Origin of the sequence: Stenotrophomonas sp. (assembly GCF_035634915.1) — a bacterium.
Lineage (GTDB): Bacteria > Pseudomonadota > Gammaproteobacteria > Xanthomonadales > Xanthomonadaceae > Stenotrophomonas.
Map to the genome: position 1 here is coordinate 38,751 of NZ_DASQCB010000023.1, position 25,033 is coordinate 63,783.

At 65.5% G+C, this 25,033-nt stretch carries 27 protein-coding genes, 1 tRNA gene and 1 pseudogene; 15 read left to right on the forward strand and 14 right to left on the reverse strand.

Annotated elements, in window-relative coordinates; all coding sequences use genetic code 11:
• Positions 1-105 precede the first annotated feature (105 nt).
• Positions 106-516: a pilin gene (locus VER16_RS17590; RefSeq protein ID WP_324810227.1), complete on the reverse strand. Its 411-nt coding sequence runs from the start codon at positions 514-516 to the stop codon at positions 106-108.
• 128 nt (positions 517-644) lie between these two features.
• Entirely contained in the window at positions 645-1,088 is a 444-nt protein-coding gene (locus VER16_RS17595; protein WP_324810229.1) for a pilin, read from the reverse strand.
• 357 nt (positions 1,089-1,445) lie between these two features.
• Here VER16_RS17595 and VER16_RS17600 point away from each other — a divergent pair, with 357 nt between their 5' ends.
• From VER16_RS17600 to VER16_RS17615, 4 genes are all read left to right on the forward strand, one after another.
• Positions 1,446-2,705, forward strand: coding sequence for a type II secretion system F family protein (locus VER16_RS17600; protein ID WP_324810232.1), 1,260 nt, complete (start codon positions 1,446-1,448; stop codon positions 2,703-2,705).
• Between the two features lie 8 nt (positions 2,706-2,713).
• A complete protein-coding gene (locus tag VER16_RS17605; protein WP_324810235.1) occupies positions 2,714-3,577 on the forward strand; it encodes an A24 family peptidase in 864 nt (287 codons plus the stop codon).
• Positions 3,578-3,587: 10 nt separating this feature from the next.
• Positions 3,588-4,199 (forward strand): dephospho-CoA kinase, encoded by a 612-nt coding sequence (gene coaE / locus VER16_RS17610; RefSeq protein ID WP_324810237.1) that lies wholly within the window; start codon positions 3,588-3,590, stop codon positions 4,197-4,199.
• A gap of 104 nt (positions 4,200-4,303) precedes the next feature.
• Positions 4,304-5,347 carry an AI-2E family transporter gene (locus tag VER16_RS17615; protein WP_324810239.1) on the forward strand — a complete coding sequence of 348 codons (1,044 nt, stop codon included), beginning with the start codon at positions 4,304-4,306 and terminating at the stop codon, positions 5,345-5,347.
• An 85-nt stretch (positions 5,348-5,432) separates the two neighbouring features.
• On the opposite strand, the gene VER16_RS17620 is transcribed toward VER16_RS17615, so the two are convergent.
• The 7 genes from VER16_RS17620 to VER16_RS17650 form a co-directional block, all read right to left on the reverse strand.
• The gene (locus VER16_RS17620; protein WP_324810241.1) at positions 5,433-5,849 is read right to left on the reverse strand and encodes a hypothetical protein; all 417 of its coding nucleotides are present in this window, start codon (positions 5,847-5,849) and stop codon (positions 5,433-5,435) included.
• 348 nt (positions 5,850-6,197) lie between these two features.
• A complete protein-coding gene (locus tag VER16_RS17625; protein WP_324810243.1) occupies positions 6,198-7,565 on the reverse strand; it encodes a HAMP domain-containing sensor histidine kinase in 1,368 nt (455 codons plus the stop codon).
• Positions 7,528-8,205: a response regulator transcription factor gene (locus tag VER16_RS17630; RefSeq protein WP_005410804.1), complete on the reverse strand. Its 678-nt coding sequence runs from the start codon at positions 8,203-8,205 to the stop codon at positions 7,528-7,530. Before VER16_RS17630 ends, VER16_RS17625 begins: the two co-directional genes overlap by 38 nt.
• Before the next feature lie 144 nt (positions 8,206-8,349).
• Entirely contained in the window at positions 8,350-8,829 is a 480-nt protein-coding gene (locus VER16_RS17635; RefSeq protein WP_324810245.1) for a hypothetical protein, read from the reverse strand.
• A gap of 96 nt (positions 8,830-8,925) precedes the next feature.
• Entirely contained in the window at positions 8,926-9,405 is a 480-nt protein-coding gene (locus VER16_RS17640) for a hypothetical protein (protein WP_324810247.1), read from the reverse strand.
• Between the two features lie 268 nt (positions 9,406-9,673).
• The gene (gene rimK / locus VER16_RS17645; protein ID WP_324810249.1) at positions 9,674-10,552 is read right to left on the reverse strand and encodes a 30S ribosomal protein S6--L-glutamate ligase; all 879 of its coding nucleotides are present in this window, start codon (positions 10,550-10,552) and stop codon (positions 9,674-9,676) included.
• A gap of 97 nt (positions 10,553-10,649) precedes the next feature.
• The gene (locus VER16_RS17650) at positions 10,650-10,892 is read right to left on the reverse strand and encodes a hypothetical protein (protein WP_324810251.1); all 243 of its coding nucleotides are present in this window, start codon (positions 10,890-10,892) and stop codon (positions 10,650-10,652) included.
• Positions 10,893-11,354: 462 nt separating this feature from the next.
• On the opposite strand from VER16_RS17650, the gene VER16_RS17655 reads away from it, so the two are divergent.
• From VER16_RS17655 to VER16_RS19450, 3 genes and pseudogenes are all read left to right on the forward strand, one after another.
• A complete protein-coding gene (locus VER16_RS17655) occupies positions 11,355-11,663 on the forward strand; it encodes a hypothetical protein (protein WP_324810253.1) in 309 nt (102 codons plus the stop codon).
• A 27-nt stretch (positions 11,664-11,690) separates the two neighbouring features.
• Positions 11,691-12,407: a hypothetical protein gene (locus VER16_RS17660; RefSeq protein ID WP_324810255.1), complete on the forward strand. Its 717-nt coding sequence runs from the start codon at positions 11,691-11,693 to the stop codon at positions 12,405-12,407.
• Between the two features lie 28 nt (positions 12,408-12,435).
• A pseudogene (locus tag VER16_RS19450) lies at positions 12,436-12,612 on the forward strand (XVIPCD domain-containing protein); the annotation flags it as partial.
• An 8-nt stretch (positions 12,613-12,620) separates the two neighbouring features.
• Here the strand turns inward: VER16_RS19450 and VER16_RS17665 are convergent.
• A tRNA-Gly gene (locus VER16_RS17665) sits at positions 12,621-12,694 on the reverse strand.
• A 103-nt stretch (positions 12,695-12,797) separates the two neighbouring features.
• A complete protein-coding gene (locus VER16_RS17670; protein ID WP_324810257.1) occupies positions 12,798-14,630 on the reverse strand; it encodes an autotransporter outer membrane beta-barrel domain-containing protein in 1,833 nt (610 codons plus the stop codon).
• A gap of 208 nt (positions 14,631-14,838) precedes the next feature.
• Between VER16_RS17670 and thiS the strand changes: the two genes are divergently transcribed.
• The 4 genes from thiS to VER16_RS17690 all read left to right on the forward strand — a co-directional run bounded on the left by thiS (position 14,839) and on the right by VER16_RS17690 (position 18,550).
• A complete protein-coding gene (gene thiS / locus VER16_RS17675; RefSeq protein ID WP_164073625.1) occupies positions 14,839-15,039 on the forward strand; it encodes a sulfur carrier protein ThiS in 201 nt (66 codons plus the stop codon).
• A gap of 92 nt (positions 15,040-15,131) precedes the next feature.
• Entirely contained in the window at positions 15,132-15,941 is an 810-nt protein-coding gene (locus VER16_RS17680; protein ID WP_324810260.1) for a thiazole synthase, read from the forward strand.
• On the forward strand, positions 15,941-16,675 hold the full coding sequence (gene trmB, locus VER16_RS17685; protein ID WP_313441802.1) for a tRNA (guanosine(46)-N7)-methyltransferase TrmB: 735 nt from the start codon (positions 15,941-15,943) through the stop codon (positions 16,673-16,675). Before VER16_RS17680 ends, trmB begins: the two co-directional genes overlap by 1 nt.
• A gap of 27 nt (positions 16,676-16,702) precedes the next feature.
• The gene (locus tag VER16_RS17690; protein WP_324810263.1) at positions 16,703-18,550 is read left to right on the forward strand and encodes an SLC13 family permease; all 1,848 of its coding nucleotides are present in this window, start codon (positions 16,703-16,705) and stop codon (positions 18,548-18,550) included.
• Between the two features lie 313 nt (positions 18,551-18,863).
• Here VER16_RS17690 and VER16_RS17695 read toward each other — a convergent pair whose 3' ends face one another.
• Positions 18,864-19,199: a Rieske (2Fe-2S) protein gene (locus VER16_RS17695; protein ID WP_324810266.1), complete on the reverse strand. Its 336-nt coding sequence runs from the start codon at positions 19,197-19,199 to the stop codon at positions 18,864-18,866.
• A gap of 179 nt (positions 19,200-19,378) precedes the next feature.
• Here VER16_RS17695 and VER16_RS17700 point away from each other — a divergent pair, with 179 nt between their 5' ends.
• The 4 genes from VER16_RS17700 to VER16_RS17715 all read left to right on the forward strand — a co-directional run bounded on the left by VER16_RS17700 (position 19,379) and on the right by VER16_RS17715 (position 22,543).
• A complete protein-coding gene (locus VER16_RS17700; RefSeq protein ID WP_324810268.1) occupies positions 19,379-19,663 on the forward strand; it encodes a hypothetical protein in 285 nt (94 codons plus the stop codon).
• Between the two features lie 69 nt (positions 19,664-19,732).
• Positions 19,733-20,455 (forward strand): fumarylacetoacetate hydrolase family protein, encoded by a 723-nt coding sequence (locus VER16_RS17705; protein ID WP_324810271.1) that lies wholly within the window; start codon positions 19,733-19,735, stop codon positions 20,453-20,455.
• A 53-nt stretch (positions 20,456-20,508) separates the two neighbouring features.
• The gene (mscL, locus tag VER16_RS17710) at positions 20,509-20,913 is read left to right on the forward strand and encodes a large-conductance mechanosensitive channel protein MscL (protein WP_324810273.1); all 405 of its coding nucleotides are present in this window, start codon (positions 20,509-20,511) and stop codon (positions 20,911-20,913) included.
• Positions 20,914-21,121: 208 nt separating this feature from the next.
• A complete protein-coding gene (locus tag VER16_RS17715; protein WP_324810275.1) occupies positions 21,122-22,543 on the forward strand; it encodes a M28 family peptidase in 1,422 nt (473 codons plus the stop codon).
• A 62-nt stretch (positions 22,544-22,605) separates the two neighbouring features.
• On the opposite strand, the gene VER16_RS17720 is transcribed toward VER16_RS17715, so the two are convergent.
• Both VER16_RS17720 and VER16_RS17725 read right to left on the reverse strand, forming a co-directional pair.
• Positions 22,606-23,445: a TrmH family RNA methyltransferase gene (locus VER16_RS17720; protein ID WP_414716072.1), complete on the reverse strand. Its 840-nt coding sequence runs from the start codon at positions 23,443-23,445 to the stop codon at positions 22,606-22,608.
• The gene (locus VER16_RS17725; protein WP_324810277.1) at positions 23,446-24,957 is read right to left on the reverse strand and encodes an alanine/glycine:cation symporter family protein; all 1,512 of its coding nucleotides are present in this window, start codon (positions 24,955-24,957) and stop codon (positions 23,446-23,448) included.
• Positions 24,958-25,033 lie beyond the last annotated feature (76 nt).

Consider the following 25,033-nt stretch of genomic DNA (forward strand, 5'->3'; position numbering starts at 1 on the left):
AATCACTGCCAGTTTCACTACCAGTGTAGACGTTCAGACATCATAGCCGCATTGCGCATGCAGCAAATCCGGCCCGACACTGCAATAACGTGAGCCCCACCTTCTTCAGCCGCGACACTCTGCTGGGGCGTGGCGCTGCGCACCGCTCTGCAACGAGCATGCCCAAGCAATTGTCGCATCACCTCCCAGTGCGGGCGTCAGCAAAAGCACGATTGAGCCGGCACGATCGGTCGTGGTGACCTTCAGCACACCATTGTCTTCGCATTCGATCGAGGCAACATTCTTGGTGGCACCGCTAATTCCTTCCATATTGTTGCAAGCGGTCGCGTCCAGAGCTGCAACTGTCGCAACATTCTCGGCGACCAGCGACTTGAACGATCCGGCGCTGACAAGGCCCTCGGCAACACGCGCGCGTATGACGTTATCTTGGTAGGCCGGGAGTGAAATTGCAGCCAGAATCGCTACGATCGCTATGACGATCATCAGCTCGATCAACGTGAAACCTTTGCTCTCCATTCTTCCTTCCCCCCAAGGGCGTTGCGGCCTGCGCTGAAAATAAAACCTAAAAGAAAGGCCCCTTTCCTTGCGGCTAGGGGCCCAACTTCACTTCTTTCGCGCCGAAGATGGCGCGCAACAATCAAGTATTAGACGCGGCACTCGGCCGGCACGTACTTGTTGTTGGTTGCAGCGGAAACTTCACACTTCCAAGTGATCACGTCGTCCGGCACGGTGCCAGCCGCGATAGCAGCACCACCGCTTTCCGGGGTCAGGGTAAATTCAACGGCCTTGGCGTTGTCCTGCATGGTGACGGTGATCACGCCAGTGCCATCGTCCACAGCAATGGTGTCGACGTTCTTGGTGCCAGCAGTGGCGGCGTCGAAGGTGTAGCCCTGTGCGAGATCAGCAGCACCATTACTGGCGTTTTCAGCCACGATGGTCTTGGCTGCCGAGGCCAGCGTCAGGCCTTCCGAAACGCGAGCGCGGACGGTGTAGTCCTGGTAAGCCGGCAGAGCGATGGCGGCCAGGATGGCGATGATCGCAACGACGATCATCAGTTCGATAAGGGTGAAGCCCTTCTGGTTCTTCATGTGTACATCCCCAAGATAGATGGTGGTTGAGTTCAGTGCGAAGGAGCGGTCCGGCCGATGGCCGGCTGAGCGGGTCCTGCGCCCTGCGGGTGGATCAACGCAGGTTGCGTGCCAACCCCGGCACGCCTCCCCCTGGATTTCCCCGGCGCCAATGATGGCAGCAATTTCTTGTATGGGAAGCCCCCTGAACAGGAAATGCGATGGACCCGTCAATGTGACGCAGTGCGTCACCTCCTGCCCCGGTACGCCAGAAACCCTGCGGCACGTCACGTTGGCGGTCCCCACGGATGCCCCGGAACCGGCTAACATCCCCGGTCATGATGCCCGCCTGGGGATGGCGGGCCTTGGGGAGCCAACATGTCAGTCAGTCGCAGTGCGATCAAGAAAGAGCCCGTGGCGCGAAGCACCATGGATCTGCAGCCGTTTGTCTGGGTGGGGACCGACAAGCGGGGCGTGAAGATGAAGGGCGAGCAGATGGCCAAGAATGCCAATCTGGTCCGCGCTGAGCTTCGCCGGCAGGGCATAAACCCCGGCCAGGTCAAGCTCAAGCCGAAACCGCTCTTCGGCCAAGCCGGCAAGCCTGTCAGCCCGAAAGACATTGCCTTCTTCAGTCGGCAGATGGCCACGATGATGAAGTCCGGCGTGCCGATCGTCTCGGCACTGGACATCATTGGCAGCGGTCATAAGAACCCGCGCATGAAGAAGATGGTCGACGGTATCCGCACCGACATCGAGGGTGGCTCGTCGCTGTACGAGGCCGTCAGCAAGTACCCGGTACAGTTTGACGAGTTGTATCGCAACCTTGTGCGCGCTGGTGAAGGCGCCGGCGTACTCGAAACCGTTCTGGACACGGTGGCTACGTACAAAGAGAACATCGAAGCGTTGAAGGGCAAGATCAAGAAGGCACTCTTCTATCCGGCGATGGTCGTTGTAGTAGCGTTGCTGGTCTCCGCTATCCTGCTGATCTTTGTCGTTCCGCAGTTTGAAGACGTGTTTAAGAGCTTCGGGGCGGAACTACCAGCCTTCACCCAGCTGATTGTCAACCTGTCCCGGTTCATGGTGTCGTGGTGGTGGTTGATCGCCATTGTCACGGCTGGCGCCGCTGTGGGCTTCGTCATGGCGTACAAACGATCACTTAAGATGCAGCACACCATGGATCGCCTGATCCTTAAGGTGCCGGTGATCGGGCAAATCATGAACAACAGCGCCATCGCCCGCTTCGCTCGCACCACGGCGGTGACCTTCAAGGCCGGTGTGCCGCTGGTGGAGGCGCTGGGCATCGTTGCCGGCGCAACCGGCAACAAGGTCTATGAGGAGTCGGTCCTGCGCATGCGTGATGACGTGTCGGTCGGCTACCCGGTCAACATGGCCATGAAGCAGACCAACCTGTTTCCGCATATGGTGGTCCAGATGACCGGCATCGGCGAAGAGGCCGGCGCGCTGGATGCCATGCTGTTCAAGGTGGCCGAGTATTATGAGCAGGAAGTCAACAATGCTGTGGATGCCTTGAGCAGCCTGCTGGAGCCGATGATCATGGTGTTCATCGGCACCATCGTCGGCGGTATGGTCATCGGCATGTACCTGCCCATCTTCAAACTCGGCGCCGTCGTCGGCTAAAGGTAACAATGGCATTTCTCGACCAGCATCCCGGCCTCGGCTATCCCGCTGCGGCCGCCCTGGGGCTGCTACTGGGCAGTTTCCTCAACGTCGTCATCCTGCGTCTGCCCAAGCGGATCATGTGGGAGTGGAAGCGCGACGCGCGTGAGGTCCTGGAGCAGCCGGATATCTATGACCCGCCTCCACCGGGCATCGTGGTCGAGCCGTCGCACTGCCCGCACTGCAAGCACAAGCTGTCCTGGTACGAGAACATCCCGCTGTTCAGCTGGATCGTCCAGGGCGGCAAGTGCCGCCACTGCAAGGCTCCCATCTCCATCCAGTACCCGCTGGTGGAGGCGCTCACCTCGGTGATGGTGCTGGCCTGCGTGTGGCAGTTCGGTTTCGGCTGGCAGGGCTTCGGCGCCATCGTGCTGACCTGCTTCCTGATTGCCCTGTCGGGCATCGACCTGCGCACCCAGTACCTGCCGGACCAGATAACGCTGCCACTGATGTGGCTGGGCCTGGTGGGCAGCATGGACAACCTGTACATGCCCGCCAAACCGGCGCTGATCGGTGCGGCCGCCGGTTTCCTCATCCTGTGGCTGGTGGCCAAGGCCTACAAGCTGATCAAGAACCGCGACGGCATGGGCGGCGGCGATGCCAAGCTGCTGGCTGCACTGGGCGCGTGGTGCGGGCTGAAGGGCATCCTGCCCATCATCCTGCTGTCGTCGGTGCTGGGGGCCGTCATCGGCTCGCTGTGGCTGTATGCCCGCGGCCGCGACAAGGCCACGCCGATCCCGTTCGGCCCCTACCTGGCGCTGGCCGGCTGGCTGTACTTCATGTGGGGCGAGCCGTTGGTGAACCAGTACCTGGTCATGAGCGGGCTGCGCTGACGGCACCGCCATGAGCCGCTATGTGGTGGGCCTGACCGGTGGCATCGCCGCCGGCAAGAGCGAAGTGACCCGGCGCTTCGAGGCGCTGGGGATCGTGGTGGCCGACGCGGATCTGGCCGCCCGCGCGGTGGTTGCCACCGGCAGCCCCGCCCTGGCCACCATCGCCGAGCGCTTCGGCGCGCAGATGCTGCAGGCCGATGGCAGCCTGGACCGGGCGCGGCTGCGGGCCCATGTGTTTGCCGACCCTGCCGAGCGGACCGCGCTGGAGGCGATCACCCACCCGGCCATCCGCCGGTTGATGCAGCAGCAATGCGAACAGGCGGCCAGCCCCTATGCGCTGGCGGCCATTCCGCTGCTGACTGAGGTGGGCGGCCGCACGGCCTACCCCTGGCTGGACCGGGTGCTGCTGGTCGATGCCCCCGAGGCCGTGCAGCACGCCCGGCTGATGCAGCGCGACGGCATTGATGCGGCGCTGGCCGACCAGATGATTGCCGCCCAGGCGAGTCGCGCGCAGCGCTTGGCGCTGGCGGACGATGTGGTGGTGAACGATGGAAAGCCCGATGACCTGCAGGCGCAGGTGGAAGCGCTGCACACACGCTATCTGGCGCTGTCTGCGCGCTGACGCGGGCATCGCGCGGCCGCGGTAACTCCGCAGACACACACCACCTTCTCACGCGCCCCGCTATGGTCCTGCGCCTGTCATTGCGCCTGCCTGTGAGATTGCCCGTGCCCTCTGCCTCCCTCCGCTCCTACGCCGCCCGCGTGGTGGTCACCCTGGCGCTGATCGCGCTGGGCCTGCTGCTGTGGAAGCTGTCGCAACTGATGCTGCTGATCTTCGGGGCCGTCGTGGTCGCCGCCCTGCTGCGCACGATCGTCGGCATGGTGCTGCGCTACACGCCCCTGTCGGAGGGCTGGGCGCTGGGCCTGACCGTGGTGCTGCTGGCGGTGCTGTTCGGGCTGGCCATGTGGCTGTTCGGCTCGCAGCTGGGTGCGCAGGTGGCCACGCTGCGGCAGACGTTGCCGGCCGCATGGGAGAACTTCCAGACCTGGCTGGCCGACAGCCCGGCGGGGCCTACCGTCCACGAGCTGACCCAGAACGCGCAATCCAGCGTATCGACCATGGCCGCTCGCGCCGGGTCGCTGGCGATGTCGGCGACCGGTGGCGTGGCGGACCTGTTCCTGGTGCTGATTGGCGGCATCTATCTTGCCGCGCAGCCCACGCTGTACCGCACAGGGCTGCTCAAACTGCTGCCGACGCGGCAGCGCCCGGCGGTGGATGACGCTCTGGACGCCAGTGGCCATGCACTGAAGGCCTGGCTGGGCGGCCAGCTGCTGGCCATGGCCGTGGTCGGGCTGCTCACAGGCCTGGGCCTGTGGGCGCTGGGCGTACCGGTGGCCTTCGGGCTGGGCATCATCACCGCGCTGCTGGACTTCGTACCGATCGTCGGCCCGATCCTGGCCGCCGTGCCGGCCATCCTGCTGGCCTTCACGGTCAGCCCGGAAATCGCCCTGGCCACGGTGGCGCTGTTCGTGGTGGTGCAGCAGCTGGAAGGGCACCTGCTGCAGCCGCTCATCCAGCAGCGCGCGGTGGACCTGCCCCCTGCCCTGCTGCTGTTCTCGCTGTTCGGCATCGGTGCCCTGCTGGGCCCGGCCGGCGTGCTGTTGGCCGCGCCGTTGACGGTGGTGCTGTATGTGCTGGTGAAGCGGCTGTACGTGATCGAGGCGCTGGGCACCTCGACCCCGATTCCCGGCGACCCGAAGGCCCAGTAGATCCACGCCATGCGTGGATGAGAGCAACGGCAATGCGGACCAACTGTCCGCATCCACCACAAGGCAGCCGAGCGTGGGCTCGGCGCTACTGAAGGGTTGCTTCGCCGCGGATGCGTTCGGCGTACAGCTGCTGCTGTACATGGCGGCTCAGTTCGCGGGCGGCCAGCATCAGCCCTTCCATGGTCTCCGGCGGAACGGCCTGCAGCGGGCCGCCGTGCGTACGGGCGATGTGCGCGGCATGCATCACCCGGGTCAGCGTGCCGATGCCGGCCACGGTGCGTCGCAGGTTGGCGACGGTACCCGATGGCTGGGCGGTCAGGCCGGCGCGCTGGGCGGCCTCTTCGGTGGCTTTGTCGGCCTCCAGGCGCTCCTGCAGGATCGGCATCAGGTCGCCGGGCTTGCCCAGCAGGCGCTCGATGCGTTCGGCGACCTCGGTGGAGAGCAGCTCGGAGGCGTCGCCGAGCAGCTGGTGCAGGTTGGGATAAAGGGTACGGTGTGACATGGCAGTGCTCCTCCCGGATGACGGGGCATCTGGCCATTCGCACGGACGATTGTCAGGAGGCAAATGCGTCAGGGCAGCTACGGGCGTGGGGATGCGCGCGATGGAACGCGGGATGCGGAGCGCCCAGGCACGCCACTTACGTCAGTAGATCCACGCCATGCGTGGATGAGGGCAATTGTAGAGTCGAGCCGTGCTCGACTGCATTGATGCCAACCAAGGTTGGCACCTACCCGAGCGGGACATTGCCAACCAAGGTTGGCACCTACCCGAGCGGGGCAATGCCAACCAAGGTTGGCATGTACCAGAGCGGGGCAACGAGCAGATCCACGCCCTGCGTGGATGCCCGCATCAAAGCGGCTTCGGCGAGAACGTCAACGTGGCAATGACACCGCGGTCGCCACCGGGGCGCACGCTGACCTGCCACCCATACAGATCACACAGACGGCTGACGATCGACAGACCGATACCGCCGCCCTGCGAATGCCCGGCATGGGTGCCGCGGTAGCCGCGCTGGAACAGCTTGGCCGCATCCTCTTCGCTCAGGCCCGGGCCACTGTCGGTGACCGATACCGCGTTGGCGCTGACGTGCACGCGCACGCTGCCATCCTGCGAGTACTTCACCGCGTTGCCGATGAGGTTGCCCAGCGCCACCGACAGCGCCGCCTCGGGGGCGTCGATCACCAGGTCACGCTCGCCTTCCAGCACCAGGTCCAGCGGTTTGCCACCCAGCTGCGCACGGTGCGCATCCAGTAGCTGCTCGGCCACGCGCGCCACGTTGCTGGTGCCCTGCCCGCGCTCGTTGCGCGACAGCAGCAGCAAGGCGCCGATCAGATCGCTGCACTGCTGTTCGGCACGCTGGATGCGCTGCAGGCGCTGCAGCACCTTCTCGTCCAGCCCGGGCCGGGTCAGCAGCAGCTCGGTCGCACCACGGATCACCGCCAGCGGCGTGCGCAGCTCGTGGCTGACATCGGCATTGAACTCACGGTCGCGCTGCACCACCTCGGTCAGGCGCGAGGAATAGTCATCCAGCGCCTGCGCCAGCTGGCCCACTTCGTCATCAGGGAAGCGCGGTGCCAACGGCTCGGGATCGCTGGTGCCACCACGGTAGGCGCGCAGCCGTGCCGCCAGGTCGGACACCGGCTTCATCACCTTCGACGCCGACCACCAGCCCAGCACCAGCGACAACAGGCTGAACACCAGCACCGACAGCACCAGCGCGCGGTTGAGCTGCTGCCCACCACGCACGCTGTCGGTCATGTCATAGGCGAGGAAGAACCAGGCGTCGGGCGTCTTGCGCACGGCCAGCTTGTACGAATACTGCTCACCGTGCTCGTCACCAGTGACCGTATGGATGCCGTCGTTGAATGCTGCCCACTGCGCGCGCTCTTCCCGCACCCGCTCGAACTTGTCCTTGGGGTAGGCGAATGCGCGGATCTGCTGCACCGGCAGGTCGGGGCTGCGCAGCGGGTCCTCGTAGTACCGGCGCGCGTACTCGTCGATGTTGCGGTTCATCACGTCTTCCACCAGCTGGGTTTCCACGCGCATGCGGGCCCAGTTGGTGGCGAACGCGAACAGTGTCGTCAGGCAGAAGCCCAGCAACACGAACGAGACGATGATGCGGCTGCGCAGGCGCCGCCGATAGGGCGTGCGCCGACGATCCCCCCGGGTTGCCACCGAATCAGGCTTCCGGGGTAGCGATGCGGTATCCGATGCCATGGCGGGTCTGGATCAGCGGCACTTCAAACGGCTTGTCGACCACCGCGCGCAGGCCGTGGATGTGGACACGCAGGGAATCGGAATCGGGCAGCTCTTCGCCCCACACGCGGGTTTCCAGTTCCTGGCGGGTCACCACCGCCGGAGCGGCTTCCATCAGCGCCTGCAGGATCTTCAGCGCGGTCGGGTTGAGCTGCAGCAGCTTGCCCTGGCGACGCACTTCCAGCGTGTCCAGGTTGTATTCCAGGTCGCCGGTTTCCAGCACCCGGGTCTGCACGCCCTTGCCGCGGCGCGACAGGGCGTTGAGCCGCACTTCCACTTCCTGCAGCGCGAACGGCTTGATCAGGTAGTCGTCGGCGCCCGAGTCGAAACCGGCCAGCTTGTTGTCCAGCGAATCACGCGCGGTGAGCATCAGCACCGGGGTCTGCTTGCGTGCTTCGTTGCGAAGCTTGCGGCAGACCTCGATGCCATCCATGCCCGGCAGGTTGAGGTCCAGCACGATGGCGTCGAACTCGTGGACCACGGCCAGGTGCAGGCCGGTCACGCCGTCAGCAGCGAAGTCGACCGTGTGCCCCCGATCCTCGAGGTAATCGCCAAGGTTGGCTGCGATGTCGCTGTTGTCTTCGATTACGAGAATACGCACTGGGACCTCTGGGTCTTGAAGGGTCGTCGGGGGATGCCACGCCCGCCGGCTGAGGATGCACCCGGGCAGGTGGACGTGACGTCTACCCGCTGAACGATACAGGTTCCATTCTTAACATTTCGTACGGAAGATCGGGCCCTGGGATCAGGGCCTGACACCCCCGGCCCGGCTGCTGTCTTCCATGGCTTTGCGGCTGGCCTCTTCAGACCTGCGCCGCTGCGCAGCGGTCATGCACACGCGCTGGGCCATGTTGCTGCCGGTCAGGCGCTCACGGCGGCAGCTTAGCCGGCTGTCAGCCCGGGCCTTGGCCAGCAGGGTGTTGACCACGTCCTGGTCCTTGAGGATTTCGGCGCGGTCCTGCGGTTCCACTGCGTCCACCCGGTCCTGGTCGCCCAGCAGGCTCTGGATACGGTCCAGCGCCTGCTGCACGGCGGCCTTGTCGTCCTTGCTGATCTCGCTGTAATGCTCGGAACCCATCGCTTTTTCGATCGCACCGACCTGCGCGGCGACCGGCAGGTTGGCATCGAACGTCACATCGGCGTCGTTGTCATCCTTGGCCTGGGCGGTGACAGCCAGCACCATTCCAAGGGACAGCGCGAGGGCAAGCGAGGTCATACGTTGCATGGTTTTCCTGCGTATCGTCCATGAAGAATGCGCCACTCTACGGTCCTGCAGATGCACCGGCAAGGGACGACCGGCAGGGTGACCAATGCCGGTGGATCACCGCCCTGCCGGTGGCGGCGAGAGCGTCTTGTAGCTGCGTTCGTCGTTGAGCAGCGCCTTGCCCTTTTCCTCGATCCGACGGCGCTCGGCCACGGTCAGGCAGCGGCTTTTGGGCATGTTGCTGCCGGTGGTGCGGGTGTACTGGCAGATCAGGCGGCTGTCGGCATGGGCGCGGCTGAGCAGTGTGTTGATCCGTTCCTGATCGTTGAAGATCTCGTTCTGCACCGCGGGGGGCAGTTCCTGCGCGGTCTGGTGGTCACCCATGCGCTGGGTGATGCGCTGCAGCGACTGCTGCACCTGGGCGCGGTCGTCGGCCGAAATCTCAGCGTAATCACCGTTGTTCAGCGCCTTTTCGACCTGGCGGACCTGTTCGGCCACCGGGCCCTGCCTGTCCATCTGCACCAGCGGCTTTTCCGATGCCGCCTGGGCGGCCGCAGACAGAACCAGCAACAACACCATCATCGTGATGCGGTACATCGCCAACCTCCCGATCCATCCCGGAACGAAGGCCCAACTCTACGAGGCGGCCCGCGCCGCCACAAGGGACCTCTGGCACGGCCCGCCGCTGCCGGCAACGGACATAAAAAAGACCCAGGCGGTCTACCCGCCTGGGTCTGAAGTCGTATCCCGATTACCGATCCTGCTGAGAGGCAGAGCTGCGGTTCGCTGAAGCCTACGCCGGCACCGATTAAAGGCTTGTTAAACCCGGCCGTCAATCTTCAGAAATTTTTCAAGCTGTTGATAATCAAGGCTTTTTTATCTTCTCGACATGCGCAATGATGCGCTCGGCCACGTCCACCCTGCAGGCCGCTTCGATGCCTTCCAGGCCGGGGGTGGAATTGACCTCCAGCACCAGCGGGCCACGCTCGGAGCGGATCAGGTCGACCCCGCACACCGACAGGCCCAGGGCCTTGGCCGAGCGCACCGCCACCTGCTGTTCGGCCCGGCTGGCCTTGGCCGCCACCGCCGTGCCACCGGCATGCAGATTGGAGCGGAAATCGCCTTCCGGGGCCTGCCGCTGCATCGACGCCACGACCTGGTCACCCACCACGAAGCAGCGCAGGTCAGCGCCCTTGGCCTCGCCGATGAATTCCTGCATGAGGAAATTGGCGTACAGGCCTCGCAGGGCCTCGACGATGCCGCGCGAGGCGCTGGCCTTCTCGGTGAGGATGACGCCGCGGCCCTGGGTGCCCTCGTTGAGCTTCACCACGTGCGGCGGCGGGCCGAGCATGGACAGCAGGTCAACCGTGTCGTCCGGGTTGTCGCCGAACACCGTGACCGGCATGTCGATGCCCTTGGCGGCCAGCAGCTGGTGTGCGCGCAGCTTGTCGCGCGAGCGCAGGATCGCGTCGGAGGGGTTGGGGGTGCGCGCGCCCATCAGCTCGAACTGGCGCAGCACGGCGGTGCCGTAACGGGTGATGGAGGCACCGATGCGGGGAATGACCGCGTCCACGCCGGTCATCGGCCGGCCTTTGTAGTGCATGGAAAAGCCGTCCGCGGCGATGCGCATGTAGCAGCGCAGCGGGTCGAGGATACGCACGGTATGGCCACGCGCACGCGCGGCCTCGACCAGCCGGCGGGTGGAGTACAGCGAGCTGTTGCGGGACAGGATGGCGAGCTTCATCGCGGCGGCAGTGGACGGCAGGCGCGCAGCATAGCGCGGCCGCGTTGCGGCGGGATGATGCTGCCGGCAACGGCATGCCGGTCGGGCCAGGCGGTACTCAGCCGCCGCCGTCTGCGCCGTCCCTGCAGCCGCGCGCAGCCTCGCCCAGCGCCGCTACACAGGCCAGTTGCAGCGCTGACCCGCTGAAAGGGTCCTGATAGACCTCCTGGATCAACAACGCGGCCTTGGGACCACCCGCTCGCCCAAGCGCACGCACCGCTTCCAGCTGCTTTGCCGTGCCAGTGCCGGCGGACATGAGGATCTGATGCAAACGGATGACCACATCGTCTCTGGTTTTCATGTTCCAGTTGCTCCCTGCAAAGAGAGAGAACGCTAGCTGGGAACCAGAGCCGCACACCATCAGAATTGTTTGAAATGATGGCGCTGGAAGATATGACCATTGAACGACCCAGGAAATCATGGGCCTGACGATAGATCCGGGCCGGCTCCATCGTTGATACAGCCCGCCATTGGGAAATGGCGGGTATCACAACGCTCGATGTTCCGTGGGCCAATACATCCCCTGAAAACATGAACGTGATGCATACCGCACACTTTCGCCCCAGACATAATCACATTGATTTAATGAATCTCGTCCATGCTTGCTCTAAAAATGCACAGCATGGCAAGATCGCGGATCATGGATGGACACAAGAGACCCGTTGTGGACATGTCACTCAGGAAGCCACGCCAAACTGCACTCAAAGCATTGGCAATGGCAATGCTTTTCGTCATCGCCCTTCCCGCATGCTCAGGAGCAAGGATGAATCCGGTTTATTCGCAATCGATGGTCGAGCCCATCAGCGTTCAAGAGCACTCAGCAACCGAGATCGCACTGCGTTACAAGGTCCAGCCTGAAAGCAGCCATTACTCCGGCGGCGTGGATTACGAGCGCGTCGGCGACACATTGCGCGTGGTCATTGGACGATGTGCAGTGGGTGCCCCCTGCGAACCCATGGCCAAATCAGTGATTCCGCTGGATGACACGTGGCAGGCGGAAGTGCACCTCCCTTACGACGGGTCACGTGTGGTCGTTGTGCATTCCGACGGCGAGAAACAGGTCTATCCCTGATCACTGCGCACCCCCAGGAGGATACGGATGTCTGATCACGAGAAGCAACCCGAAGAGCGCGCGGTACTAGGCATTCATACGAACACGAAGCCTGGGGCCCCTCTGATTGATGGGCACTCCTGGCTCACCATCACCCGTGACGGCAAGACCGAGGCCTACGGGCTTTGGCCCGCAGATCATCCGCGCTTCAGCCAGGAGGTCGCGCCGCCCGCAACCGACATCCGTCGCGGCATCGAGAACAACTTCGAAGCAACAGCGAGCCGCTATTACTCCTTGTCCGCCGAACAGCTTCGCGAGTTCGAGAAAGCATCGCGTGAGAAGGTCACTTGGGGCTATGCGAATACCTGTGCATCGTGGGCCAGCGATACGGCGTATCGCGTTACCGGTGAGCGCGTGAACGCGTCCGAGCTTGGTGGACTGACCGACACGCCACGGGAAATCCGCGAAAGCATCGATGCACTTGAGCGCCAGCACAACACGTCCCCTGATGCTCCTCGTGAACCTGTCGATGCACCGAAAGAACGCGGTTCGTCATCCAGCTCGTTTTCCATGGAAGAAGGACGCGACACGGAGGTCAATGCACTGCTGGCCAACGCCGGGAACCCCGAGCGCCTGCAACAGGCCATGGAACGCCTGCAGGAATCTGCACCGGGCCAAGCCTTTGCCGAAAGGGCCGCAGCACATACCGCGCAGCTCAACAGTGCAGAACAGGCACGCGGCCAGATGGAGCGTTCAATCTCGTGATGCCCAGCTGCCTGAGAAAAATCGGGACATGCTGCAATTCAATCGCAATGGTCTGGCCAGCGTCGATAGGCATTACGACCGTGAGTGTGACGAGACCCGCGAACGAATCTTCGCGGGACTGCCCGTAGCGGCCAAGGGTCACGGCCTGGAGCGTATAGACCACGTCGTGCTGGGCAACGCACCGGCCGACGGACGCAGGGGGCGTGTGGCATATGGAGCGGGCGATGGGAATCGAACCCACGTCAGTAGCTTGGGAAGCTACAGCTCTACCATTGAGCTACGCCCGCATTGCAGGGTGAAAGTCTATGCGGATCGGCCGGTGTTGCGCAATGCCGGGGCAATGGGGTCAGAGCCCTTTCCTTTCGGAAAGGGATCCGACCCCGCCTTGCATCAGAAGCTGCCGCTGAAGCTGGCGAACAGCGTCGCGTCCTGCGCCCGCTTCTGCAGGGTGGTGGCGCTCAGGCCGATGTTGCTCTGCAGGCCGAACAGTTCCATGCGCGCGCCGACGATGGCGGTTGCATAGTTCTTGTCGAAGTCCATGCCCGGCACGCGGTACATGCCCACGTCCGGCAGGCTCTGCACCCAGGCGCTGGCCTGCTGGGTGTCTTCGAACTCGTGGTCGTAGGTCAGCTGCGCGTACGGCTTGACGCTACCGCCGTCGAAGCGGGCCTGCCAGCCGATGCGGCCGACGGTGGAATCCACGTCCTGCTTGCCGTAGCCCAGGGCCGTGGCCAGGGTGTTGGCGTCAGCGGTTTCGGTGTAGCCGTCGATCTTCACCTTCTGCCAGATCACCGAGGCGATCGGGCCGTGGCGGAAGCCGCCCTCGGTGCCGAACTCGTAACCGGCGTTCAGGGCCGCAGTGAGGTTGCTGCCGTCCGGCGAGCCGCCGTGTTCGCGGGTGGCCGGGCCCAGCTGGACCTTGCGGTTCACGTCGTAGGACAGCCAGGTGTAGCTGACCTGGCCGTTGACCCACATGCGGTCGCCGTACCAGCCGGCGAACAGACCGGCGGTGGTGTCCTTCTGGGTGAAGTCGCCACGGCTGTTGCCGAAATCGGCATCCATGCGGCCGAAGCCGGCGAAGCCGCCAAAGACCATGCCGTCACGTGCCCAGTCGATACCGGCCAGGCCAGCCGGCGCCATGCCGTCATAGACATCGGCGTGGTCGTAGCGCTGCATGTCGCCACGCAGACCGCCCCACCAGGACAGGCCATCGGCCGGACGGCCGGCCTGGTGCAGGCTGACCTGGTCGGCACGCGAGCGACCGATGGTCTGTGCCGAATGGGTCAGGATCTGCTGCAGGCGCGGGCCTTCCAGGATCGAGATGGCGTACTGGCCCAGCATCTGGTGCGCGGCCGAGGTCGGGTGCACGTCATCGGCAAACAGGTAGCTGCTGGCCGCATCCGGGGTGGCGTAGGCCAGCGGGCTGCAGGTCAGCGACGAGGCCACCAGGCAGGCGCGGCCGGTGACGTTGCTGAAGCCGTACATGCCCGGGTTGGCGATGATTTCGTGCAGCAGGGTGTAGGTATCGAGCGGGATGAACTCGATGCCGGCCTGCTTCAGGCCGCCGTACAGGGCGCTGTTGTAGGCCTGCGACAGGGCGGCGCCCTGCGCCTGGCCGGCGGCGCCGCGGTCGATGAACCCCGGGGTGATGCCGACGTCGGGCAGGTTCGGCACCATCACGTACTGCGCGCCGGCCTGCTTCAGGCTGGACACGATGCCGATCTGGGTGGTGACCGCCGCGCCGATCACGGCCGGCGCCTGGGCCGGGGCGGTGATCGAGAACAGGTCGTTGGCGCCGCCCCACACGGTGTACAGCGCGTTCGGGTCGGCCTTGCCACCGTTGGCGGCCAGGTAGTTGGCCATCTGCGTCTTCAGCGACGGCACTGCGACGTTGCCGAACGCGGGCTGGGTCAGGTCGGTGCCCACGCGGGCGCCACCGACGGCGTAGTTGTCACCGGTCTGGCCATTGCCGTTCGGGCTGGCGTTGGTGCCGTAGTAATCGGCGACGAACTGCGACCACTCCCAACCCGGGTTGGTGGTGAACTGGCCGGTGACCGGACGCACGTCGGCCGGCAGCAGCGGACGGTAGTAGCCGCTGTCGGTCAGGCTGTCGCCGAAGAACACGGTGCGGGTGAAGGGGGATTCGCCTGCCATGGCCGGCAGCGCGGCGAGCGCGATCGCGGCCGCCATCAGGGAGCGGATCGGGCGTTTGCTGAGCAGCATGTAGAAACTCCTGGGGAGGAAAGGGTGGGGATCCAGCGCACACGTACGCCGGCGCACGGTGAATGGTTTCACCGTGTCGCCAATTGCTCACGCTGCGCCGCCGCATGAATTGTCGCCGGTTCCCCCGCTGGCGAGGTATGCCGGAGGTGGCGTACCGCTCAAAATGCAACAGTTCCGATCCGAACCGGGCGTAGGCGACAATGCCGCGATGAACATCCAGCTCAATGGCGAACCCCGCACCCTGCCCGCTTCGGCGACCCTCCACGACCTGCTCGCCGCCGAGCAGCTGCTGCAGCGCCGGGTGGCGGTGGAAGTCAATGGCGAGATCGTCAGCCGCAGCCGCCATGGCGAGCATGTGCTGGCCGAAGGCGATGTGGTGGAGATCGTGCACGCGCTGGGCGGTGGTTGAGGCAGCACCCCCGCGCTTGGCGCTCGCCGGGCATGGCCCGGCGGACGCCGGATGGTGACCCCATCTTCAGGCGGATAAGCGATAATCGCGTCATGAACCTCCCTGTCTCCCCCGATTCGCTGGTGATCGCCGGCAAGACCTATGGCTCGCGGCTGCTGACCGGCACCGGCAAGTTCAAGGATCTGGAAGAAACCCGCCTGGCCACCGAGGCCGCTGGCGCCCAGATCGTCACCGTGGCCATCCGCCGCACCCCATTCTTCAATAAGGATGTCGGCCAGAACCCGGGCGAACCGAACCTGCTGGACGTGCTGCCGCCGGACCGCTACACCATCCTGCCCAACACCGCCGGCTGCTACACCGCCGAAGACGCCGTGCGCACCTGCCGCCTGGCCCGTGAGCTGCTGGACGGCCACAACCTGACCAAGCTGGAAGTGCTGGGCGACCAGAAGTCGCTGTACCCGGACGTGGTGCAGACCCTCAAGGCCGCCGAGCAGCTGGTCAAGGACGGCTTCGAAGTGATGGTCTACACCTCCGACGACCCGATCCTGGCCAAGCGCCTGGAAGAGATCGGCTGCGCCGCGGTGATGCCGCTGGCCGCGCCGATCGGTTCGGGCCTGGGCATCCAGAACAAGTACAACCTGCTGCAGATCATCGAAGACGCCAAGGTGCCGATCATCGTCGATGCCGGCGTGGGCACCGCCTCCGATGCTGCCATCGCGATGGAACTGGGCTGCGACGGCGTGCTGATGAACACCGCCATCGCCGGTGCGCGCCACCCGGTGCTGATGGCCAGCGCCATGCGCAAGGCCGTCGAAGCCGGCCGCGAGGCGTTCCTGGCCGGCCGCATCCCGCGCAAGCGCTACGCCAGCGCCTCCTCCCCGCTTGATGGGCTGATCGGCTGATGACCAATCCTTTTGACAGCGCCGGTTCCAAGGCCCCGCCCAAGCCCTTCACCGTGAACGAGGGCCGCCGCGAGGTGCGCAGCTTCGTGCTGCGCCAGGGCCGCTTCACCCCCGCCCAGCAGCGCGCGTTCGACGAACGCTGGCCGCGCTTCGGCATCGACTACAACGGCCAGCCACGCGACCTCGACGCCACCTTTGGCCGCCCGGCGCACAAGGTGCTGGAAATCGGCTTCGGCAATGGTGCGGCCCTGCGCTTTGCCGCACAGCACGATCCGTCGCGCGACTACATCGGCATTGAAGTGCACGCCCCCGGCGTGGGCCGCCTGCTGAACGCGCTGGCCGACGACAACGCCGACCACGTGCGCCTGTACCACCACGACGCCGTGGAAGTGCTGCAGAACGAGATTGCCGATGGTGCGCTGGACGAAGTACGCATCTACTTCCCGGACCCGTGGCACAAGAAGCGCCACAACAAGCGCCGCCTGCTGCAGCCGGCATTTGCCGAGCTGATCGTGCGCAAGCTGCGCCCGGGTGGACGCCTGCACTGCGCCACCGACTGGGAAGACTATGCCGAGCAGATGTGGGACGTGCTCGACGCCACCGCAGGGCTGGTCAACCGCGCCGGCCCGCGTGGCAGCGTGCCGCGCCCGGACTGGCGCCCGCAGACGCACTTCGAGACCCGCGGCCAGAAGCTCGGCCACGGCGTCTGGGACCTGCTGTACGACCGCACCTGACCGACGACCGAGGACGCTGCGCCCCACATGGATACCGCGCTGACGCTGACCAACGACATGAAGCTCGTGCTCGGGCTGGTCGGCTTCACGATGGCGATGTTCCTGTTCGAGCGCATCCGCGCCGACGTGGTGGCACTGGTGGTGCTGGTGGTGCTGGGCGTCACCGGCCTGATCGCCCCGGAAGAAATCTTCGGCGGCTTTTCCGGTAACGCGGTGATGAGCATCATCGCCACCACCATCCTCGGTGCGGGCCTGGACCGTACCGGGGCGCTGAACCGCCTGGCCGCCTGGCTGCTGCGGCGTGGCCACGGCGTCGAGCAGCGGTTGCTGATGATGACCACGGCCATCGCCGGCCTCAACTCGTCCTTCATGCAGAACCCGTCGGTGATGGCGCTGTACCTGCCGGTGGCCTCGCGGCTGGCCGCGCGCACCGGATTGACGATGCAGCGGCTGCTGCTGCCGATCTCGGCGGCGATCGTGATGGGCGGCGCGCTGACCATGGTCGGCAACTCGCCGCTGATCCTGCTGAACGATCTGCTGGCCTCGGCCAACAACAACCTGCCCTCCGGCCTGGCCACCATCGAGCCGCTGCGCATGTTCGCGCCGCTGCCGATTGGCGTGGCCCTGCTGATCGCCTCGTTGCTGTACTTCCGCTACTACGGCGACCGCAAGCTGGTGGAAGAGGAAAGCCTGGTCAACGACGGTGTGACCCCGGCGCGCACCGAGAGCTATTTCGCCAAGACCTACGGCATCGAAGGCGATGTGTTCGAACTGGTGGTGACCGCCGAAAGCCCGCTGGTGGGGATGACCCTGGGCGAGGCCGAGACCCTGCACGATGCGCCGCTGCTGCTGGCGCTGAAGACCGGCAACGACACCCGCCTGGCGCCGCCGGCGGAGATGCGCATCTGGGTGGGGAGCGTGCTGGGTGCGATGGGGCCGCGTGAGGAGGTGCACGATTTCGCGCAGAACCAGTTCCTGCGCATGTCCTCGCGCCTGAAGCACCTGGGCGACCTGTTCAACCCGAGCCGGGCCGGCATTTCCGAGGCGGTGGTGCCACCGACCTCGAACGTCATCGGCAAGAGCGCTGCAGATCTGCGCCTGCGCAAGGAACGCGGCATCAGCCTGCTGGCGATCAACCGCGACAAGCAGGTGATCCGCGAAGACGTGCGCGATGTGCAGCTGCGTGCCGGTGACATGCTGGTCTTCCACAGCATCTGGACCGACCTGGCCCAGGCTGCCAAGAGCCGCGACTTTGTGGTGGTGACCGACTACCCGACGGGCGAGCAGCGCCCGCACAAGTTCAAGATCGCCATGGCGATCTTCGCGATCACCATCCTGATCGCGCTGACCAGCAAGCTGCCGGTGGCACTGACGCTGATGACCGGCGTGGCCGGCATGCTGCTGACCGGCGTGCTGCGCATGGACGAGGCGTATGCCTCGATCAACTGGAAGACGGTGTTCATGATGGCCGGGCTGATTCCGCTCGGCTGGGCGATGGATTCCAGTGGTGCGGCGGCGTGGGTGGCCGGGCACACGATCGACAAACTTCCCACCGGCATACCGCTGTGGGTGCTGGAGGTGGCGCTGGCACTGCTGACCACCGCCTTCTCGCTGGTGATCAGCCATGTCGGCGCGACCATCGTGATGGTCCCCATCGCAGTGAACCTGGCGCTGGCAGCAGGCGGCAACCCGACCGCGTTCGCGCTGATCGTGGCGCTGTCGGCGTCCAACAATCTGATGACCGCCTCCAACCCGGTGATTTCGATGATCACCGGCCCGGCCAACTACACCCCGCGCGAGATGTGGCGGGTCGGCGGCCCACTGTCGCTGATCTACACGCTGGTGGTGGTGGTGATGATCAACCTGATGTTCTGAGGTTGGGGTGTGTTGGCAGGGCTGCGCCCTGCACCGCAGAAGCCGAAGCAACAACAACAGCGGATTTACTGGGTGATGGCGGGGTGGGTCCGGTTGCGGGGGCCGCTGCAAGTACGTCCATGTAAGCTCGGTCGCCGCATCCATGCGGCTCACGCCCCCGCAACCGGACCCACCCCACCTTCGACAGATTTCTGCGATCTGCCAGAACGGCGTCGTGCACCGCTTTGGTAGGTGTCGACCTTGGTCGACACGGTAGATCCACGCCGTGCGTGGATGCTTTTGTAGAGTCGAGCCGCGCTCGACTGCTCCTGACTCAAGCCAGGTAGACCTGCCCATCGCGGATATCCACCGGCACCGCGCGCAGGCGGTCGCCCTTGCAGGGACCGGCAATGCAGTCACCACTGTCCAGCGCGAACGAGGCGCCATGCGCGGCGCACACCAGATGTCCTTCGCGGCTTTTCAGGAACTGGCCCGGCGCCCAGTCCAGGCGACGCCCGGCGTGCGGGCAGATGTTCAGGAAGGCGCGTACCTGCGCGCCATCGCGGTAGAGCACCAGCGACTCGGCATCCCCTTCAACCACCGCTTCGACCTCGGCAAACGCCCCGTCAGCAAGGGCATCAAGGGCGATCAGGGCGGTGGCGGCAGTCATGGCGGGAGGCTCTTGCGGAAACCCGGATTGTCGCATGCCTGCTCAGGTGACTGGCTGCGGGATGAACACAAGTCATTGATATGTAATAAGCCCCGGCTATATTTAACGATTTTTTCACTCAATGACAGTGGCGCATCCCGATACTCTGGTTTCGCTGATCCCAGCCCAATCGAGCCGCCATGTTTACTCGCGCTTCCGCCTTCAACCAGTTCCGCACCCTGTTCGCGCCGCGCAAGCCGCGCCACCCGCTGGTGCGCGTAGCCGTAGGCCTGCTGGGCCTGGCGATCCTGGCCGCGATGGTGTTCATCGGCGTGTTCGTCGGTGCGGCGATGATCCTGGTCGGCCTGGCGTGGAAGCTGCTGGCCTCGCGCAAGACCGTCGGCGCGCGCCGTGCGGCCGATGCCAACGTCGTCGAAGGCGAATACCGCGTGGTGCGCAAGTCCGCTTTGCCGATGTCGCGCTGATGACGTCGCCCGCTGACGTGGGCGCGACAGCGTTCTAGACTGCGGGGGCCTTCCTACTGGAACCCCCGCATGTCCACTGCCGTTGTTTCCGATGTCATTCCCGCTCCCGCCGTGCCGCGCGTACCGGTGGTGGGGGGTGGCACGTTCCCGGTTCACCGCATCTACTGCGTCGGTCGCAATTTCGCCGACCATGCGCGCGAGATGGGCGCTGCGGTGCCGGCCGCCGATGATCGCGGCCGCCCGATGTTCTTCACCAAGCCAGCCGATGCCATCGTGGTCGGCCACGACGATGTGATCCCCTACCCTTCGGCCACCGGCAACCTGCACCACGAAGTGGAGCTGGTGGTGGCGATCGGCGTGGATGCGCCTGCCGGTGAGTTGGCCGTGGCTGATGCCGACGCGCTGATCTACGGCTATGCCGTGGGCCTGGACCTGACCCGCCGCGACCTGCAGGCCGCCGCCAAGGAAAAGGGCCACCCGTGGGATTCGGCCAAGGGCTTTGATGGCTCGGCGCCGATCAGCGAGATCGTGCATGCCGGTGAAGTGGGCGACCTGGCCGCATTGAACCTGTCGCTGGAAGTGAACGGCGAAGTGCGCCAGCAGTCGCTGCTCGACCAGATGATCTGGAACGTGCCGGAAATCCTGCATGAGCTGTCCAAGCTGTGGCAGTTGCGCGCCGGCGACCTGGTCTTCATGGGTACGCCGTCGGGCGTGGCCGCATTGAAGCCGGGCGACCGGTTCAGTGCTCGACTGGAAAACGTGGCCGAACGCCACGGCGTCATCGCAGGCTGACATCCACTGCGTTAACCTGCGCCCGAACCCTCGCCCTCTGGAGAAGAACAAGAATGGGAATGCTCACCGAGTTCAAGGAATTCGCTACCCGTGGCAACGTGATCGACCTCGCCGTCGGTGTGGTCATTGGTGCTGCCTTCGGCAAGATCGTCACCTCCCTGGTGGAGAAGATCATCATGCCGCCGCTGGGCTGGGTCATTGGCAAGGTGGATTTTTCGGATCTTGCGTGGACGCTGTCGGCCGCCAGCGTCGGCCCGGACGGCAAGGAAATTCCGGCCGTGGTGATCGGCTACGGTGATTTCCTCAACACCGTGGTGCAGTTCGTGATCGTGGCCTTCGCCATTTTCCTGGTGATCAAGGCCATCAACCGGCTCTCGCGCAAGAAGGAAGCCGCCCCGGCCGCACCGAAGGAAGAAGTGGTGCTGCTGCGCGAGATCCGCGACAGCCTGAAGAAATAAGGTGCCGGGCGCCATCGCGCGCCCCGCGTACCTGTAGAGTCGAGCCATGCTCGACTCTACGGACCACGCGAAAGCCCCGCCCCGGCGGGGCTTTCGCTTTGCCGGTCATGGCCGGAAAACAGCGTTCGCCGCCGCCGTGACCTCCCGCCCATGCGCGGCGCTGAACGACTGTTAAGCTCCAAGGCTGATTCCCTTCCCGGAGCTGTCCATGCGTCGCCGCGTCCTTGCCATCGCATCCTCCCTCGCCCTGCTGGCCGCACCGGCCTTTGCGGCGCCGCACACCACCACCCTGCCCCCGGCCTCGCTGGCCACCGCCGCCCAGCTGCGCGACCAGGCCCTGGCCGATGACACCGGCTGGAAGGTGGTGGAATCGCTGACCACCGAGATCGGCCCGCGTATTGCCGGCGGCGAAGCCGATCCCCGCGCGGTGGCCTGGGCCGAAGCCAAGTTCAAGGCCCTGGGCTTTGACAAGGTTTGGAAAGAACCGGTGACCTTCCCCAAGTGGGAACGCCGCAGTGAACATGCCGCAGTGACCGGCCGCAACCAGCAGCCGCTGCACATCACCGCACTGGGCGGGAGCCCCGGCGGCAGTGTCGAAGCGGAGGTGGTGCGCTTTGCCGACCTTGCCGCGCTGCAGGCGGCGCCGGAAGGTTCGCTGAAGGGCAAGATCGCCTTCGTCGATTACCAGATGCTGCCCTACCGCGATGGCCGCGACTACGGCCGGGGCGGCGCGATCCGCAGCAAGGGCCCGTCGGAGGCGATCCGCAAGGGGGCCGTCGGCTTCCTGATGCGCTCGGCCGGCACCGATTCGCACCGCGTACCGCACACCGGCATCACCCGCTTTGATGAGGGCCTGACCCCGGTGCCGTCGGCGGCCCTGTCGGTGCCCGATGCCGACCAGCTGGCCCGCCTGGTGGCGCGTGGCAGCACCACCGTGAAGGTGACCCTGGACTGCGGCTGGGACGGCACCGCCACGTCCTACAACGTCATCGGTGAGATCACCGGGCGCAGCCTGCCCAAGGAAGTGGTGGTCATCGGCGGCCATCTCGATTCCTGGGACCTGGGCACCGGCGCCATCGATGACGGCGCGGGCGTGGGCATCACCATGGCCGCTGGCCACCTGATCGGCCAGCTCAAGCAGGCGCCCAAGCGCACCATCCGCGTGGTTGCCTTCGCCAACGAGGAACAGGGCCTGTATGGCGGCAAGGCTTACGCCGAAGCCCATGCCAAGGACGTGGTGCGGCACCAGCTGGCTGCGGAAAGCGACTTTGGTGCCGGCCGCATCTACGCCTTCAACACCGGCTCGCCGAACCCGGAAGGGTCGCGTGAGGCGACCGCGCAGATTGCCGAAGTGATGAAGCCGCTGGGCATCGAGTACATGGCCGACAAGGGTGGCCCGGGCCCGGACGTCGGCCCGCTGGCGGCCAAGGGCGGCGCGTGGGCGTGGCTGGCGCAGGATGGCTCGGACTACTTCGACCTGCACCACACGGCCGACGACACCCTGGACAAGATCGACCCGAAGGCACTGGCACAGAACGTGGCCGCGTACACCGTGTTCGCCTATCTGGCGGCCGAGGCCGATGGCAGCTTCGGCAGCGAGGCCAAGGCGACCACGCCGCCGAACGAATGATGCGGTGAAGGCATGGGATCAGAGCCCTCGCCGTTGGCGAGGGATCAGACCCCGGCCACGATTCAGCCGCGGCGGCTGGCCCACTGCGCCAGCAGCACTGCCGTTGCCGAGGCGACGTTGAGGCTTTCCACCGCGCCGCTGCCGGGGATGGACACCTGCTGGTCGCACTGGCTGGCCAGCGCGCGGTCCATGCCCTCGCCTTCGGCCCCCATGACATACACCAGGCGCGCCGGCAGTTCGGCACGGAACACGTCCTGGCCGCCTTCGACCAGGGTCGCGGCCAGGCCGAAACCGGCCGCACGCAGCTGCGCCATGGCAGATGCGTCATCGGGCAGCTGCACCAGCGGCAGCGCCTCGGCGCCGCCTTCGGCCACACGTGCGGCGGCACCGGACAGGGCCAGCGTGCTGCCGGCCGGCAGCAGCAGGGCCTTCGCGCCAAAGTGCGCGGCCGAACGCAGGATCGCGCCCAGGTTATGCGGGTTGCCCACGCCATCCAGCCACAGCGCCAGTGCCGGGCCCTCGCCCACCTGCTGCAGCCACTGCGCCAGCGGCATCACCGGCGCGCGCAGCACATCGGCCACCACACCTTCGTGGTGGGTGGTACCGGCCAGCTTGTTCAGATCGCCATCTTCCACCACGCGGTAGCCCACGCGGTTGGCCACGCACCACTTCAGCAGCGGCTGCAGGCGCGGAATGCGCGCCTCCAGCAGGTACAGCTTGCGCAGCGCCTGCGGGCGCGCCTCGAAGGCGGCCAGCACGGCGTTGAGGCCGAACAGGCGCAGCTCATCGTTGCCGCCGCGGCCACCACCACCACCGCCCGTGGCCGGCACCTCGGCACGCGGCAACGGCGTTGCGCGCGGCGGACGGGCGGACGGGCGGCGGTTGCTCCAGGGGTTGTTCACTTACACACTCTCCTGCTTGCGCTGGCGCCAGAAATCGGCGTTCTTGATGCCCAGGGCATCCGGGTCGAACGTCGGATCCAGGCCCAGCTTCTTCTGTCGTTCGTAGTCACGCAGGGCCAGCATCGCCGGCTTCTGGATGATGAGGATGGCAATGATGTTCAGCCAGGCCATCAGGCCCACGCCGATGTCACCCAGCGCCCAGGCCAGGGTTGCGTTGTGGAAGGCACCGAACACGACCATGGCGATGATGCCCAGGCGCAGCACCAGCACGGTCAGCGGGCGCTTCTTGTTCTGGTTGACGTAGGTCAGGTTGGTTTCGGCCATGTAGTAGTAGGCCATGATGGTGGTGAAGGCGAAGAAGAAGATGGCGATCGAGACGAACGCCGCGCCCCAGCCCGGCAGCACCGCTTCCACGCCGGCCTGCGCATAGCCGGCGCCTTCGGGAATACCGGCCAGGCCCTGGAAGATCGGCGGGGCACTGGCGCCTGCAGGCGAGTACACGTTGTAGGTGCCGCTGGCCAGGATCAGGAAGGCGGTAGCGGTGCACACCATCATGGTGTCGAAGTAGATGGCGAAGGCCTGCACGTACCCCTGCTTGGCCGGGTGCGAGACTTCCGATGCGGCGGCCGCGTGCGGGCCCGAGCCCTGGCCGGCTTCGTTGGCATAGATGCCGCGCTTGATGCCCCACTCCACCGCCAGGCCCATCATCGCGCCGAACGCGGCGTGGGTGCCGAACGCGCTGTCGAAGATGATGCCGAACATTTCCGGCACGCGGTCGTAGTTGATGATCATGATGACGATGGCCATCAGGATGAAGGCGGCCGCCATGAACGGCACCACCACTTCGGCGAAGTTGGCGATGCGCTTGACGCCACCGAAGATGACCACGCCCAGCAGCAGCGCCACGACGATGCCGATGCCCAGCTTCAGCGCTTCGACCGAACCCATGCCCAGCGTCTGGCCATCCAGCGGGCCGCACAGTGCGGTGCCCCGGCAGGCATTGATGACGCTGTCGGCGATGGCGTTGGCCTGCACGCCCGGCATCAGGAAGCCGGCAGCGATGATCGTGGCGATGGCGAAGGCCAGCGCGTACCACTTCAGGCCCATGGCCTTTTCGATGTAGTACGCCGGGCCACCGCGGTAGCGGCCTTCGGCGTCCTTGGTCTTGTAGATCTGCGCCAGGGTGCATTCCACGTACGAGGTGGACGCACCGAGGAAGCCCATCACCCACATCCAGAAGATGGCGCCGGGGCCACCGAAGGCGATGGCGGTGGCCACGCCGGCGATGTTGCCGATGCCCATGCGGCCAGCCATCGACATGGCCAGGGCCTGGAAGGAGGACACGCCGGCGTCGGACTTCTCACCCTTCACGGTGAGGCGGCACATTTCGACGAAGCCGCGGATCTGCATGAAGCGGGTGCGCAGGCTGAAGAACAGACCCGCACCCAGGCACACGGCGATGAGCGCCTTGCTCCAGATGATGCTGTTGATGAAGTGTACGGTAGCTTCCACGCGCGCTCTCTCCAGTCGGCGGGTTGTAAGGACGTCCCGTCGGCTGGAAGGGACCGGTCGATTCTCCCTGATCGAA

What these genes read in the sequence shown, in the direction of transcription:
- VER16_RS17590 (WP_324810227.1), bottom strand. Translation starts at nt 516, where the DNA reads ATGGAGAGCAAAGGTTTCACGTTGATCGAGCTGATGATCGTCATAGCG.
- mscL (WP_324810273.1), top strand. Translation starts at nt 20,509, where the DNA reads ATGGGAATGCTCACCGAGTTCAAGGAATTCGCTACCCGTGGCAACGTG.
- VER16_RS17620 (WP_324810241.1), bottom strand. Translation starts at nt 5,849, where the DNA reads ATGTCACACCGTACCCTTTATCCCAACCTGCACCAGCTGCTCGGCGAC.
- VER16_RS17625 (WP_324810243.1), bottom strand. Translation starts at nt 7,565, where the DNA reads ATGGCATCGGATACCGCATCGCTACCCCGGAAGCCTGATTCGGTGGCA.
- VER16_RS17595 (WP_324810229.1), bottom strand. Translation starts at nt 1,088, where the DNA reads ATGAAGAACCAGAAGGGCTTCACCCTTATCGAACTGATGATCGTCGTT.
- coaE (WP_324810237.1), top strand. Translation starts at nt 3,588, where the DNA reads ATGAGCCGCTATGTGGTGGGCCTGACCGGTGGCATCGCCGCCGGCAAG.
- VER16_RS17705 (WP_324810271.1), top strand. Translation starts at nt 19,733, where the DNA reads ATGTCCACTGCCGTTGTTTCCGATGTCATTCCCGCTCCCGCCGTGCCG.
- VER16_RS17715 (WP_324810275.1), top strand. Translation starts at nt 21,122, where the DNA reads ATGCGTCGCCGCGTCCTTGCCATCGCATCCTCCCTCGCCCTGCTGGCC.
- VER16_RS17605 (WP_324810235.1), top strand. Translation starts at nt 2,714, where the DNA reads ATGGCATTTCTCGACCAGCATCCCGGCCTCGGCTATCCCGCTGCGGCC.
- VER16_RS17670 (WP_324810257.1), bottom strand. Translation starts at nt 14,630, where the DNA reads ATGCTGCTCAGCAAACGCCCGATCCGCTCCCTGATGGCGGCCGCGATC.
- VER16_RS17680 (WP_324810260.1), top strand. Translation starts at nt 15,132, where the DNA reads ATGAACCTCCCTGTCTCCCCCGATTCGCTGGTGATCGCCGGCAAGACC.
- VER16_RS17660 (WP_324810255.1), top strand. Translation starts at nt 11,691, where the DNA reads ATGTCTGATCACGAGAAGCAACCCGAAGAGCGCGCGGTACTAGGCATT.
- VER16_RS17700 (WP_324810268.1), top strand. Translation starts at nt 19,379, where the DNA reads ATGTTTACTCGCGCTTCCGCCTTCAACCAGTTCCGCACCCTGTTCGCG.
- VER16_RS17650 (WP_324810251.1), bottom strand. Translation starts at nt 10,892, where the DNA reads ATGAAAACCAGAGACGATGTGGTCATCCGTTTGCATCAGATCCTCATG.
- VER16_RS17655 (WP_324810253.1), top strand. Translation starts at nt 11,355, where the DNA reads ATGAATCCGGTTTATTCGCAATCGATGGTCGAGCCCATCAGCGTTCAA.
- trmB (WP_313441802.1), top strand. Translation starts at nt 15,941, where the DNA reads ATGACCAATCCTTTTGACAGCGCCGGTTCCAAGGCCCCGCCCAAGCCC.
- VER16_RS17690 (WP_324810263.1), top strand. Translation starts at nt 16,703, where the DNA reads ATGGATACCGCGCTGACGCTGACCAACGACATGAAGCTCGTGCTCGGG.
- VER16_RS17695 (WP_324810266.1), bottom strand. Translation starts at nt 19,199, where the DNA reads ATGACTGCCGCCACCGCCCTGATCGCCCTTGATGCCCTTGCTGACGGG.
- VER16_RS17635 (WP_324810245.1), bottom strand. Translation starts at nt 8,829, where the DNA reads ATGCAACGTATGACCTCGCTTGCCCTCGCGCTGTCCCTTGGAATGGTG.
- VER16_RS17600 (WP_324810232.1), top strand. Translation starts at nt 1,446, where the DNA reads ATGTCAGTCAGTCGCAGTGCGATCAAGAAAGAGCCCGTGGCGCGAAGC.
- thiS (WP_164073625.1), top strand. Translation starts at nt 14,839, where the DNA reads ATGAACATCCAGCTCAATGGCGAACCCCGCACCCTGCCCGCTTCGGCG.
- rimK (WP_324810249.1), bottom strand. Translation starts at nt 10,552, where the DNA reads ATGAAGCTCGCCATCCTGTCCCGCAACAGCTCGCTGTACTCCACCCGC.
- VER16_RS17640 (WP_324810247.1), bottom strand. Translation starts at nt 9,405, where the DNA reads ATGTACCGCATCACGATGATGGTGTTGTTGCTGGTTCTGTCTGCGGCC.